This window comes from Pseudomonas sp. 9AZ, assembly GCF_902506525.1.
In the GTDB taxonomy this organism is placed as follows: Bacteria; Pseudomonadota; Gammaproteobacteria; order Pseudomonadales; family Pseudomonadaceae; genus Aquipseudomonas; species Aquipseudomonas peli.
In genome coordinates, this window is sequence record NZ_LR733840.1 from 1770312 (window position 1) to 1783133 (window position 12822).

Sequence of the window (12822 nt, forward strand, 5' to 3'; positions counted from 1 at the left end):
GGATCAGCCCCGGCCGCTGCGGTACCGCGGCATAGTTCTTGCCTCATTCAGGCATCCTGAACTGTTGCGGTTGTCCCGATGTTGCACGCCCACCTGACCACCCTGCATGTGGTTTCCATGATTCTGGAGTTATTTGCCGCACAGCCCGAGCTGACCGAGCCCTTGCTGGCGGGCAGCGGCATCACCACGGCTGATCTGGCCTGCGCAGACACCCGTATCACCCGCGCGCAGGAATTGCAGGTGTGCGCCAATGCCCTGAAAGTGCGCAGCGATCTGGGCCTGGAATTGGGCCGGCGCATGCATGTGTCGGCGTATGGCATGGTCGGTTACGCCGCGCTATCGAGTGCCACCTTTGGTGACGCTTGGCGCTTGCTGCTGCAGTACCCCGCCCTGCTCGGCACCTACTTCAAAATGGACCTGCAGATTGAAGGCGAGTTGGCCTGGGTCAGTGCCAGCGACTACCAGCACAGCCCGGCACTGGAAGTGTTCAACGTGGAAATGTGCCTGGCCTCACTCAAGCTGATCAGTGATGACCTGCTCGGCCAACCTCTGCCGCTGAGCGCCGCGCAGTTCCGCTATGGCGAACCCGACTACAGCGCGCGCTACCCGCACAGCTTCGCCTGCCCGTTGCAGTTTGACGCGGCACGCAACGCCTTCGCCTTTCCCGCCAGCTGGCTGCAACAACCACTACCGCTGGCCGATGCGGTGACCCACCGGGAAATGCTTGAGCGCTGTCGCAAGCAAAACAGCGAGTTCAACACACGCCAGGCCTGGCTCGCGCGTATCCGCCAGTTATTGACCGAGCAGCTCACCGCGCCACCCGGCCTGGAACAGCTGGCACAGCAGATGCACTGCTCGCCGCGCACACTGCGCCGGCATCTGCAGGAATTGGGCACGCACTACCAGGAACTGCTTGATGAGCTGCGTTTTGAGCGGGCAAAAACCCTGCTTGGCCAAGAGGAATGGCCGATCTGCCGCATCGCCGAATACCTCGGCTTTAGCGAAACAGCCAGCTTCCGCCATGCCTTCCAGCGCTGGAGCGGCGTACCACCAAGCCGTTTCCGTGCTTAGGTTCGTAGGCTTGTGGGATGCTCATTCCTCGGGCAGAACATTGCGGTACATCTGCAAGCGTGAGGCTTCATGCAGGCCGCGGCTGAGCGCCAACAGGCGCTGGAACTCCTGCGGGTGATCCGCAGCCACGTTAGCGCGCGGGGTGAGCGAGTGCAGGCTGTGCAAGGTCGGCGAGCTGCCGTCATGCTGCATCTGTAAGAGGAAGTCGCGGGTCACCGCGCCGATCACCGGGAAGCTGCCTTCCTGCAACACCAGGGGTACCACCCGTTCGCCTTCTGGCGCCGGCTGCTGGATATCACGCCCCAGGCTGGCGTTGCTGAACGGCACGCCAAGCATGCCCGCCACGGTAGGCAGCAGATCGGCCAGCCCCACCGCCTCATCAAACTCGCGTGGCGCCAACCACTGCGGCGCGTGGATCAAAAGTGGCACGTTGTTGCTCTCCAGCCCCAACTGCTCGAAGGCCGGCGCCATGTGCGGGATCTGGCTGATACGCGTGTTGTGGTCGCCAAAGAATACGAAAATGGTGTTGTCGTAAAAGCCCTGCTCCTTGGCCAGCTCCATCAGGCGGCCGATGTTGAAGTCCAGCAAGCGCACGGCATTGAACTGCTCCACGCTGCGCGAACCGGCCTGCTGCACCTGCTCCAGCGGTAGATCGAGCGCCTGGAAACCATCGTTGTTCTTGGGGATGGTGAAGGGCCGGTGGTTGCCGGAGGTCTGCAGGTAAGCGAAGAACGGTTGATCCTTGGGCACCGCGCCGAGGATGCGGCTGCTCTCCTTGAAGAAATCCAGATCCGAGATGCCCCACACGTCGACTTGAGGTGACTGCCAATCACGCTCCTCATAGAGCCGCACGCCGTCGATGCTCTGGCGAATCAGCGCATTGATGTTGGCCCAGCCGGCGTTGCCGCCGATCATGTAGAACTTCTCGTAGCCTGCAAGCTGGTTGATCAGCGTGCGCTGGCGAGCAATCAACGGGTTGCGCGTGGCAGTCTCCTGGCGCGACACGTCGGGAATGCCGGTGATGCTCGCCCACACCGTCTTGGCAGTGCCGGTCACCGGCACATAGAAGTGCCGGAAGAACCAGCTTTCCTTGGCCAGGCGATCCAGATTCGGTGTCGGGTTCAACGGGTTGCCGTAAGCCCCGACGGCACTGGTGCCGAGCGATTCGAGCATAACGAAGACCACGTTGGGCGGGCGCTCGGCCTGGATGCGGTGCGCCTGTAGCGGTTGCTGACGGAAGAAGTTCAACCCCTCCGCGTCGCGGTCGCTGACACCCAGGTAGTCAGCCACCACCGCGTAATGCTCACGGGTGGCCACCTCATCGAAGGCGCTGGGTTCAAGCGTGAGGGTGTCGAACAGAAACAACGCCGGATTAAGGCCCAGCGCCGCCACTTGGCTGTTACCGCTGAAGAAGGCATCGCTCCAGCGCAGCGGCACCGGGTTCTCCAGGTTCAACGCCGTGGCGCGACCGAGCAGGCCAAAAAACACCAGCACGCCCACCACCGCCGCGCCGCCGAGGGTCGGCAACACGCCAACACGTTGCGCTGGCGGCCGATCCAGGGTGGCACGCTCCAGGCGCAGCAGCGCCCAGGCCCACAGCGCCGCACCGGCCAGCCAGGCAAGGGTGATCCACAGTACCGGATAGGTTTGCCAGAGCATGCCGGCGGAGATCTGCGCGTCGCCGGCAAAGCGCAGCACCGTGGCGTTGAGGCGAACGCCCAGGTAGGCGTAGTGGCCGAAGTCGAGGATATACAGCAGGCCCAGCGCCGCCACAGCCAGCACTAGGTAGACACGCAGCAACCAGCGCACGGCGCGAAAGCGCGCCAGGCGCAGCTTGGGCAGAGCCAGCAGGATGCCTGCCGGCAGCATCAGCAGCAGGGCCAGGCGCAGGTCGAAGCGCAGACCGATGCCGAGGGTGGGCAGTACGTCCGACTCGCTGATGCTTTCGACGGCGGAGAAGCCCAGCAGGAACAGCACGCGCAAGCTGGCGAAGAGTATGAGCAGCAGCGCTGTCAGGCCTGCCAGATAATGCAGGCGACGGGATTTCAGCCAGCTCATACGACGTTCCTTGTGTCAGTTGCAGGCGTGCCCTGACGCCGCGCCAGCAACCCGTGCAGGCCGGAACTCAGCAGTGCGCCAAGGCTGTAGAGGGCCAAGTAGGGGTCAATCAGGTAGTCCCAGTAGTTTTCCGAGGCGTTCAGACGCAGGCTAAACGCCAAGGTCGCCAGCACCAGCGCCAACGCGCCGAGCCAGCTGCGCTGGATGATCAGCACCAGGCTCAGCACGCCCAGTACCAGCAGCATGGGCCGCGGCGCAAAACCCAGCTGGTACGGGTCGCTGTAGCTCAAGCCTAGGGCTGCCGGGTAGAGCAGTACAGCCAGGCCGGCGAACAGCGCCAGGCTGGCCAGGCGATCACGGGGGCTGGCACCCGGCAAGCCAAAACGACACAGCATCGCCCAGCTCAGCAGCACCAAACTGCTGATCGACAGGTCACCGATGTAGGTGCGCAACTGCAGCGCCAGGCTGATGCCCTGTACTGGTAGCAGGCTCAGCAGCAGACTACCCGCCAGCAGGATGCCGCGCTGCGCCGCATTGCGCGCCAGTCGAACGAAGATCAGGAAAACCAGCAGAGTGAACGCCAGGTGCGGCAACCAGAAGTCAGTCATGTGGGCGGCGCTCCGTCAGCCAGGCTTCATTGAAGGCCAGGTGCTTGATAAACATGTCGTTCCACGAATAGACCAAGTGATACGTGCCATCGGTGTCACGGGTGAAATAGGGGTATTCGTAATCGAAGTCGCACCCCGTCGGGCTGCACATCCGGGCACTGACCTGCTCAAGAAAGCGCGCCTCCTGCTCGGGGCGGCCGCCGCTGGCGCGGAACTTCTCGCGGATCACCGTCGGGAATTCCGCCAGCGCGATGGGTTCCCCCCAAGGGTTGGGGCTTTCATCCAGCTCACCGAGGGTGCGCCAGTTCGCCAGCTGGCTGTCGGTGGCGTAGAGGGTCAGGCGGAAGCGACCATCCTCCAGATCATTCATCGCCACCAGCAGGCTGCCATCGGGACGACCGACGGCGGCCAGCGATGAGTTGGGGTTGCTCGGTTCCAGCGGTTGCGGCGTACTCCAGGTGCGCCCGCTGTCCGTGGTGTGGCTGGCCAGCACACGGTGATGCTGCTCGCCGGCATAGCGCAGTAACGCCACGGCACGCTGCTCATCCAGCGCCACCACGGTTGGCTGCAGCGAGTAGCGGCCCTTGCCGATGCGGTACTTGCCCAGCACCTCACCGCGTGCGCTCAGGTGCAGGTACTCGGGGAATTTGCCGAGAAATTCGTGATACACCGGCAGGCCAATGCTGCCATCGGCATGAAACACCGGCGCGGCGCGCACCAGGGTGCTGATGTTGAGAAACGGGCTGGTCACCAACTGGCGCGGTGCCGACCAGGTCTTGCCCAGGTCGTCGGACACCATGGCATTGACCGCACTGCCGGCCCAGCCGCCAAGCGAAACCGAGACATAAAACAGCCACAGCCGCTGGTCCGGTGCCAGGCTGATCACCGGGTTGCCCAGCTTACGGATGTGCTTACCGACCGCGCGCTGGGTGGATTCGCGAGTGGCCAGCACGCGCTCGGCACTCCACTGGCCGCTGCGGGCGTCAAAGCGTGCAGCGCGAATTTGCACATCCGCCGCGCCTTCGCGACTGCCCGCAAACCAGGCGGCCATCAGGTCACCGCCAGGCAGCCCGGTAATGGAGGCGGAGTGCACAAAGTCGTCCATGTCCGACGAGGCGAATTTCGCGCTGAATTCCGGCGCACTGAGCGTCGGCGCCGGTAGCGCGGCGAAGGCGGCAGGCGGCTGTGCAGGTGCGCGCTGCCACGCCCCGGCGAACACTGCCAGTACCGCCGTGAGCATGAGGGGGATGAGCAGTTTTGGCGTCATGGCTTGGCCACATGCGCGGTGGCGACTTCAGCCACGGGCGTGGCATCGACCGGGTTGTAATAAATTTCGACTTTCTCGCCGTTCACGTCGAAACCGTAAATCTCGTAACAGTTACCCGGAGTGATGCGGAATTTGGTGATCTGTACGCCCTGGTTTTTCATCTGCTGACGAAAGTGCGATTCGGGCATCCAGTCTGCGCGGTCGGCGCTTGGGCATTCCACATCCGCCAGCACAGGCGTGGCCAGCCAAGCACACAACAGCGGCAGTACCTGGCGAGTCTGATTGAGCATGCTCTGCCCCCTTATCGGCAATTAAGGGGCAACGCCCCCGGCGGGGCGCACCATGCGTTTTCCAAGCTTAAGAAAGGCTTAAGGTTCATGGCTTGTTACAGTTTGCGCGGCTCGCTCAGCCGTGGCGGCCATGAAATTTGGCCACATCGATCCCCTTTTGGCCGTTGTCAGCGTTCTCCATCCGGCGATGCAGGCGAACAATGCAGGCACAACAACAAGCCTGGAGCCGCGCCACATGCTCACCTTTTACAGCGACGACCATCACCTGCACCACGGCAGCTGCGAGCTGATCGATGGCCAGCTGATGCCGTGTTTCGAGAAGCCACAACGCGCCGACCACATCCTGCAACGCGTCAAGGACCGTCAGCTCGGCGAGGTGCGCCCGCCCCAGGACTTCGGCCTGGCGCCGATTGAGCGCATCCACAGCGCCGCCTACCTGAACTTCTTCAAAGGTGCCTGGGATCGCTGGCAAGCGCAGAACGGCACTGGCGATTTGCTGCCCTTCACCTGGCCGGCACGCACCCTGCGCCAAGTCATCCCGCGTGATTTGCACGGCCAGCTTGGCTATTACAGCTTCGACGGCGGCGCGCCGATTACCGCCGGCACCTGGCAGGCGGCTTACAGCGCGGCCCAAGTGGCCTTGAGCGCCCAGGCTGAAATCGCCGCCGGCGCCCACAGTGCGTTTGCCTTGTGCCGCCCACCGGGCCATCACGCCGCAGGCGAGTTGATGGGCGGTTACTGCTACCTGAACAACGCCGCTATCGCTGCACAGGCCTTTCTCGACCACGGCAAGCAGCGCGTGGCGATCCTCGATGTCGACTACCACCACGGCAACGGTACCCAGGACATCTTCTACACCCGCAACGATGTGCTGTTCGCCTCGATCCACGGCGATCCGGCTGACGAGTTCCCCTTCTTCCTCGGCTATGCCGATGAACGCGGTGAAGGGGCTGGCGAGGGCTGCAACTTCAACTACCCATTGGCCATGGGCAGCCCCTGGGCGGTGTGGAGCGCGGCGCTTGATGACGCCTGCCAGCGCATCGCCGAATTTGATGCCGAGGTGATCGTGGTGTCGCTGGGTGTGGACACCTTCAAGGACGATCCGATTTCTCAGTTCAAGCTCGACAGCCCGGATTACCTGGCCATGGGCAAACGCATCGCCGCCCTCGGCAAGCCGACCCTGTTCGTTATGGAAGGCGGTTATGCAGTGGAGGCCATCGGCGTCAACGCGGTCAACGTGCTGGAAGGGTTCGAAGCAGCTCACGTACAGGCCTAGCCAACACAACATCAATAATGATTCAGGGGTGAGACACGATGAACACGATCAAACACCTGCTCGCTGTCGCCGTCTGCGGCGCAACCCTGCTGGCCACGGCGGCACAGGCACAAACCCCGGAGCAATCGCCGGGCAAGCAGCGCGAGCTGCGCGTGTACAACTGGGCCGACTACATGTTGCCCTCAGTGCCCAAGGATTTTGCTGCCAACAGCGGCATCAAGCTGACCTGGGATATTTTCGACACCAACGAAGGCCTGGAAGCCAAGCTGCTCACTGGCAACTCGGGTTACGACCTGGTGGTGCCAACCAACACCTTCCTGGAAAACGAAATCAAAGCCGGGGTGTTCCAGAAGCTGGACAAGAGCAAGTTGCCCAATTGGCAGCACCTCGACCCAGGCCTGCTGAAGTTGATGACCGCCAACGACCCCGGTAACCAGTTCGCCGTGCCTTACATGTACGGCACCGTGCTGATCGGCTTCAACCCGGCCAAAGTCAAAGAAGCCCTCGGCGCTGACGCCCCGGTGGACAGCTGGGACCTGATTTTCAAAGAAGAGAACATCAGCAAACTCAAGCAGTGCGGCGTGGCCATGCTCGACTCGCCCGGTGAAATTCTGCCGATCGCCCTGCACTACCTGGGCCTGGACCCCAACAGCACCAAGCCTGAGGACTATGAGAAAGCCAGCGCGTTAATGCTGAAAATCCGCCCTCACGTGGCTTATTTCAACTCCGCCAAGTACATGACCGATATCGCCAACGGCGACATCTGCGTGGCCATCGGCTATTCGGGCAGCTTCTACCAGTTCGCCAACCGCGCCAAAGAAGCAGGCAACGGCGTGGTAGTTGATTGGCGCTTGCCGAAAGAAGGTGCACCACTGTGGTACGACTCCTTCGCCATTCCGAAAAGCGCACTGAACGTCGCCGAAGCCCATGAGTTCCTCAACCACCTGCTCGACCCCACGGTGATTGCCCCCATCAGCGACTTCCTCGGCTACCCCAACCCGAACAAGGACGGCATGCCGCTGGTTGGCGCGGCAATCCGCGACAACCCTGGCCTGACCCCTACCGCCGAGGCGCAGAAAACCCTCTATGTGCTGCAGCCCCTGCCGCAGAAGACTGAACGCATCCGCACCCGCGTGTGGAACACCATCAAATCAGGCACCTGATGGCCACTCATCGCTGATAAGGCGTTCGGCTCTAGGAGCGCCGGTAGATAAAAAACGCCCCGCCAAATGGCGGGGCGTTTTTTCTGCAATGCGCTTAACGCATCCCGGCTCAGCAGAACACTGGCTCATCCGCCAGGCGACGGTGCACCCCTTCAATATGCTCGAACAGTGATTCCATCAGCTGCACCAGCGCTGGATCGAAATGCTGCCCGGCTTGCTCACGAATCAACGCCTGAGCCTTTTCCGCCGACCAGGCGGGCTTGTAAGGGCGCGTGGAGCGCAGCGCGTCATACACATCGCACAGCGCCACAATGCGCGCTGACAGCGGAATGGCCTCACCCGCCAGGCCCTGGGGGTAACCGCTTCCATCCCACTTCTCATGGTGGTGCAGGGCAATCTCTGCGGCCAGAACGAGCAACGGCGAGGCCGCACTGTCCTGCAAAATATCGTGGCCGATTTGCGCATGGGTGTTCATCACCAGGCGCTCGTCATCCGTCAGTTTGCCGGGTTTGCAGAGGATGCTATCGGGAATGCCGATCTTGCCTACGTCGTGCATGGGTGCAGCCTGGCGCAGCAACTCCACCCACGGAGCATCCATACCGTAGGCGCGTGCCAGCAGTGCAGCCGACTCACCGATGCGCATGATGTGATTGCCGGTTTCGTTGTCCTTGTAATCCGCCGCACGCGCCAGGCAGCGGATTACCGCCTGATAGCTGGCCCCCAGCTGCTCAGTCCGCCGCACAACCCTGTCTTCCAACTCACCCCGCTCACGCTGCAGGGCTTGGCTGGCCTCGCTCAGTTGCAGGTTATTGCACACCCGCAGCAGCAGTTCGGGCAGGTCCAGCGGCTTGCAGACGTAATCATTGGCCCCCAGTTCTAGGCCTTTGCGGCGGTTTTCCACGTCATTCAGAGCCGTCACCAGGATCACCGGTGCACAGTGTCGATCACGGGCCGCCAGTTGCCGCAAAATCTCGAAACCGTCCGGGGCCGGCATGTCCAGATCCAGCAGCAGCAGGTCCCAATGCTGGTTCTGCAGCCACTCCAGCCCCGCTGCCGAGTCACTAAAGCCTTTGACCTCTCGCAGCCCGAGCACTCGCAAACTCGACTCCAGTAGACGCAGGTTGGCGGTGACATCATCAATCACCACCACCCGGGAAAACCGTAAGGATTCACTCAGCATCTTCCATTACCTCACTCAGCAGGGCCTCGACCAGGTCATGCAATTCCTTCATATCCAGCGGCTTGCGCAGCAAGCCCTGGCAATTAGCCGCTGCAGCGGTAACCTCCGCACTCATCCCAGCCGTTAGCAACACCACGGGCAAATGCTCGGTGTGCGGGTGGCGGCGTAGCTGCGCAAGCAACTCCTGGCCGCTTAATCCCGGCAAATCCAGGTCCAGTAACAAGAGGTCGGCGGGATCACTCAGCAACCGCGCCAGCGCCACCTGGCCATCACTGGCCACGCTGACACGGCCTAGCTCAGCCAATGCCGCAGCGACGGCCTGCTGATTCGCGGCGTCGTCTTCAGCGTAGAAGATATGCACGCCCTGACCGGCACGACGTGACCTGTCAGGCGCGACAAATGACATCAGCTCAATCCAGAAGCTGCTGCCCATGCCTGGCTGGCTGCTAACACCGACGCTGGCACCCATCAGGCTGGCGTATTCACGGCACAGCGACAGGCCAATGCCGGTGCCCTGAATCGCGGTGTTTTCACGCCCCAGGCGCTGGAACGGGGTAAACAACAGCGCCTGCTGTTCGGCACTGATGCCCAGCCCGGTGTCATCAACCTGCACGCGCACATGCCCGTCGAATACCCGGACGCTGAAGGTGATCTGCCCATTGGGGCTGTTGTATTTCATGGCATTGGATAACAGATTGAGCAGCACCTGGCGCAGTCGGCGAGGCTCGGCGCGGACCTGCAACGGCAGGTCTGGCAGCTGCACATTGAACTGCAAGCCTTCGCGCTTGATCTCCTGACGCACCAGGTCGGCGCACTCATTCATAAGCGTGCCGAGGTCTACCGCCTGCAGCTCCAGCTGCGGCTTCTGCGCCTGGATGCTCGACCAGTCGAGGATGTCGCCAACCAGCTGATTGAGGTGCTGGCTGGCCTGGAGGATTTCTTTGAGGTATTCGTCCTGAGTGGTGGGCGGCAGATCCCCCATGCGCATCAACTGGCTAAAGCCCTGAATGGCATTGAGCGGGGTGCGCAGTTCATGGCTCATGCTGGAAATAAAGCGCGACTTGGCCTGGTTGGCCGCCTGCGCCTCCGCAGTGGCTTGGCGCAGGGCTCCCTCACCCTTCTTGAGGGCATCAATATCCACGTGTGTGCCTGCCAGCACGCGTGCTTGGCCCGTGTATGGGTCATACTCCACCACCCGGCCACGCCCCATTAGCCAGGAGTATTTACCTCCGGCATCGGCAAACCGAAACTCGGCTTCATAGCGCTGACTGCTGCCTTCACGTACGCGCTGCACGGCGTCGCGAATACCCCTGACATCGTCCGGGTGAACGCGCTGCAGAAACTGCTCCTCAGTGAGGACGTCCTCAGCAAAGCCAAACCGTTTGCAGAAGCGCCCACGCACATGCACCAGCCCCGTATCAAAGTGGCGCTCCCAGAGACTCTCCGTCGCCCCTTCCAACACCACTTCAAGCCGCTGCTGGGCCTCGTGGTTGCGCGCTTCACTCTGCTCAAGGGTGATGCCCATTTGCGCGGCCTGTCCGGCCATATCATCCAGTTCACGGATGTCCGCAGTTACCCGCGCGGGATGCCACTGGCCCTGACCAATTGCCGCCATCATCGTGGAAATACCGGCAATCGGCCTGAGCAAGTACTGACTCAGGCGCCGTGAACGCACCCACATAAAGGCAAAGAACAGCAGGTAGAACATCACCAGCCCGGCGATCAACAGAAAGCCGATCTGCTGATAATGCGTCGCCAGCAAATTGGTCTGACTGAAGACCTGTGCCTCGTCCACCACGGTCAGCAGCTGCCAACCGGTGGCCTCGATGGTGGTCCAGGCCACCATATGCGTGCGCCCGCCGAGGCTGACCGATTGCACGCCCTGCGGTTGGCGCGCCATGGCCTCGGCCAGAACACGGGTCTGTGCATGTTTGCCCAGGTTGAAATCTTCGGGCTTGAACATCTCGCGGCGGATCGCTTCCTCATAGGAGTGCGTCGTCAGTTCATTCAACGCAAAGTCGTCTTCGCCCGCCTTCGGCATGGCCATGATGTTCAGGTCCTGGCTGACCAGCATGGCGTAGCCGTCCCAGGGCACTTGCAGCTGGTTGATCTGCTCGAGAATGCCGCCCACGGTGATGTCCACACCGCTGACGCCCTCAAGGAAATCACCGCGGTACACCGGGGCGACAGCCGACATCATCCACCCTTGGCCAGCGGGGTCGAGGTAGACATTGGTCCACACCACCTCACGCGTCGGGTTATGCGCCGCATCCGCGAGGTAATAGAAATTGAAATCGGGGATGACCATGTCATGCGGGTACTGGTCCGGTGTGCGGAACCAGGGGTAGATGTGGTTGAGGCTGTCCCAGCTGTTGAAGTACAGGCTGGCCACCAATGGGCTGCTCTGTTTGAGTTCGCGCATCAATGGGTCGAGCGTTGCCAACCGAGCCGCCTTGTTCAGGTCCTGCTGGGCGGCGGGCGTGGCCGCCGAGTAGAAGAACGCCGCGCCGCCCGTGTCCTGCGGGCTGTAACGCACACCGCTGTCGGTGATTGCCAGAGTCGGCACGCTGACCGCAGGCTGCAGCAAGGCGTGCTGCGTCAGGTTGCGATAGGTGGTTGTCAGGGCTTCGATTTGGGTCAGTTGACCCTCGATGATCCGCGCTTCCAGGTTCGCAGAGGCTTGCAGGTCGCTCAGGGCCGTCTGTCGTAAATAATCAATCTGGGCATCACGAATGGCGCTGTTGCTGAAGAGATAGATGGCTATCAGTGCTGTCTCCACCACGATCAGTGGGATCAAAGCACTTTGCACAAAGGCCCGCCAAATCCATTGGCTCAGACCGAGAGGAGGTTTTAGCGGCACGAGGGCTGACTCCTGTTAACAGTCACAGACGGCAAGCGTAGTCGTTGCCGCGTGATGCCAGGATGATATCAACGCAATCCTTAAGGGCTTATTAGCCCTTAGTCACCCCCTACCCAAGGCCGCCCAATCCTCCCTCCAGTTTGCGCCACAGCAAGCGCACCGAGGCCTTGCGCACCAGGGCGCAGCGGTACAGGCGAATCTCCAGCGGCGCTTGCCACTGTTCATCACCGCACACCACCAGCTCGCCGCGGGCCAGTTCGGCGGTCACGCTCAAACGCGGCACCCAGGCCACGCCCATACCTTGCAAGGCCATGCTTTTCAGGCTGTCGGCCATCGCCGTTTCGTACACCGTGGTCGAGCGCAGCGCGCGTTGGCGCAGCAGCAGGTTGACCGAACGACCGAGAAACGCCCCGGCGCTGTAGGCCAGCAGCGGCACGCTCTGGCCGCTGTTGAGGTCGAACAGCGGCGCGCCGTCTTCACCCACCGCGCACACCGGGAGCATTTCCGTGCGGCCCAGGTGCAGCGAAGGGAAGATTTCCGGGTCCATCTGCAGCGCAGCATCCGGGTCGTAGTAGGCGAGAATCAGGTCGCAAGCGCCTTCACGCAGCGCATGCACCGCTTCACCGACGTTGGTCGCCACCAGACGGGTGGTCAACGGCAGACCTTCACGGCGCAGGCGGGCAATCCACTCGGGGAAAAAGCCCAGGGTCAGCGAGTGCGCGGCGGCAATCTGCATCACCTCACCCTGCTGGCCTTCGAGGTTATGCAGATGACGCACCACCTCACCGAGCTGCTCGACCATGCTCCGTGCGGTGACCAGAAACAGCTGGCCGGACTCGGTCAGCTCAATGGGCGTGCAGGCGCGGTTGACCAGCGTCAGCCCGAGCATGTTCTCCAGGCTGCGAATCCGCCGGCTGAATGCCGGCTGAGTGACAAAGCGCTTTTGCGCTGCCTGGGAGAAGCTGCGGGTGGCGGCCAGGGTGACAAAGTCTTCCAGCCATTTGCTTTCGAGGTTCATGGATCAGCCCTTGTGCATGCGAATACGTCGG

General features: G+C 62.2%; 10 protein-coding genes. 3 read left to right on the forward strand and 7 right to left on the reverse strand.

Translation table 11 applies throughout. The annotated features are described in order from the left end of the window. The first annotated feature begins 78 nt into the window (after positions 1-78). Positions 79-1071, forward strand: coding sequence for an AraC family transcriptional regulator (locus ALTER154_RS08240; protein WP_160086130.1), 993 nt, complete (start codon positions 79-81; stop codon positions 1069-1071). A 21-nt stretch (positions 1072-1092) separates the two neighbouring features. Here the strand turns inward: ALTER154_RS08240 and ALTER154_RS08245 are convergent, their stop codons facing one another. From ALTER154_RS08245 to ALTER154_RS08260, 4 genes are read right to left on the reverse strand one after another with little or no spacing between them, the layout of a single operon-like run. Next, entirely contained in the window at positions 1093-3129 is a 2037-nt protein-coding gene (locus tag ALTER154_RS08245; protein ID WP_160086132.1) for an LTA synthase family protein, read from the reverse strand. Further along, positions 3126-3737: a hypothetical protein gene (locus ALTER154_RS08250; protein ID WP_160086134.1), complete on the reverse strand. Its 612-nt coding sequence runs from the start codon at positions 3735-3737 to the stop codon at positions 3126-3128. Before ALTER154_RS08250 ends, ALTER154_RS08245 begins: the two co-directional genes overlap by 4 nt. Continuing rightward, positions 3730-4977 carry an exo-alpha-sialidase gene (locus tag ALTER154_RS08255; RefSeq protein WP_178126362.1) on the reverse strand — a complete coding sequence of 416 codons (1248 nt, stop codon included), beginning with the start codon at positions 4975-4977 and terminating at the stop codon, positions 3730-3732. The genes ALTER154_RS08250 and ALTER154_RS08255 overlap by 8 nt, the downstream gene beginning before the upstream one ends. Positions 4978-5000: 23 nt before the next feature. Then, positions 5001-5294, reverse strand: coding sequence for a PepSY domain-containing protein (locus ALTER154_RS08260; protein ID WP_160086138.1), 294 nt, complete (start codon positions 5292-5294; stop codon positions 5001-5003). 235 nt (positions 5295-5529) lie between these two features. Here ALTER154_RS08260 and ALTER154_RS08265 point away from each other — a divergent pair, with 235 nt between their 5' ends. After that, complete coding sequence (locus ALTER154_RS08265; RefSeq protein WP_160086140.1) at positions 5530-6570, forward strand: histone deacetylase family protein; 1041 nt, start codon at positions 5530-5532, stop codon at positions 6568-6570. 38 nt (positions 6571-6608) lie between these two features. Continuing rightward, positions 6609-7733, forward strand: a complete 1125-nt coding sequence (locus tag ALTER154_RS08270; RefSeq protein ID WP_090250835.1) for a polyamine ABC transporter substrate-binding protein — start codon at positions 6609-6611, stop codon at positions 7731-7733. Positions 7734-7842: 109 nt separating this feature from the next. On the opposite strand, the gene ALTER154_RS08275 is transcribed toward ALTER154_RS08270, so the two are convergent. The 3 genes from ALTER154_RS08275 to ALTER154_RS08285 form a co-directional block, all read right to left on the reverse strand. Beyond that, on the reverse strand, positions 7843-8913 hold the full coding sequence (locus ALTER154_RS08275; RefSeq protein WP_160086142.1) for an HD domain-containing phosphohydrolase: 1071 nt from the start codon (positions 8911-8913) through the stop codon (positions 7843-7845). Beyond that, positions 8903-11773 carry an ATP-binding protein gene (locus ALTER154_RS08280; protein ID WP_160086144.1) on the reverse strand — a complete coding sequence of 957 codons (2871 nt, stop codon included), beginning with the start codon at positions 11771-11773 and terminating at the stop codon, positions 8903-8905. The genes ALTER154_RS08275 and ALTER154_RS08280 overlap by 11 nt, the downstream gene beginning before the upstream one ends. A gap of 109 nt (positions 11774-11882) precedes the next feature. Further along, positions 11883-12791, reverse strand: a complete 909-nt coding sequence (locus tag ALTER154_RS08285) for a LysR substrate-binding domain-containing protein (protein WP_160086146.1) — start codon at positions 12789-12791, stop codon at positions 11883-11885. Between the last annotated feature and the right edge of the window lie 31 nt (positions 12792-12822).

Bases quoted from the DNA above. Each gene is read 5' to 3' on its own strand.
- ALTER154_RS08240 (WP_160086130.1), top strand. From the start codon at position 79: ATGTTGCACGCCCACCTGACCACCCTGCATGTGGTTTCCATGATTCTG.
- ALTER154_RS08245 (WP_160086132.1), bottom strand. From the start codon at position 3,129: ATGAGCTGGCTGAAATCCCGTCGCCTGCATTATCTGGCAGGCCTGACA.
- ALTER154_RS08250 (WP_160086134.1), bottom strand. From the start codon at position 3,737: ATGACTGACTTCTGGTTGCCGCACCTGGCGTTCACTCTGCTGGTTTTC.
- ALTER154_RS08255 (WP_178126362.1), bottom strand. From the start codon at position 4,977: ATGCTCACGGCGGTACTGGCAGTGTTCGCCGGGGCGTGGCAGCGCGCA.
- ALTER154_RS08260 (WP_160086138.1), bottom strand. From the start codon at position 5,294: ATGCTCAATCAGACTCGCCAGGTACTGCCGCTGTTGTGTGCTTGGCTG.
- ALTER154_RS08265 (WP_160086140.1), top strand. From the start codon at position 5,530: ATGCTCACCTTTTACAGCGACGACCATCACCTGCACCACGGCAGCTGC.
- ALTER154_RS08270 (WP_090250835.1), top strand. From the start codon at position 6,609: ATGAACACGATCAAACACCTGCTCGCTGTCGCCGTCTGCGGCGCAACC.
- ALTER154_RS08275 (WP_160086142.1), bottom strand. From the start codon at position 8,913: ATGCTGAGTGAATCCTTACGGTTTTCCCGGGTGGTGGTGATTGATGAT.
- ALTER154_RS08285 (WP_160086146.1), bottom strand. From the start codon at position 12,791: ATGAACCTCGAAAGCAAATGGCTGGAAGACTTTGTCACCCTGGCCGCC.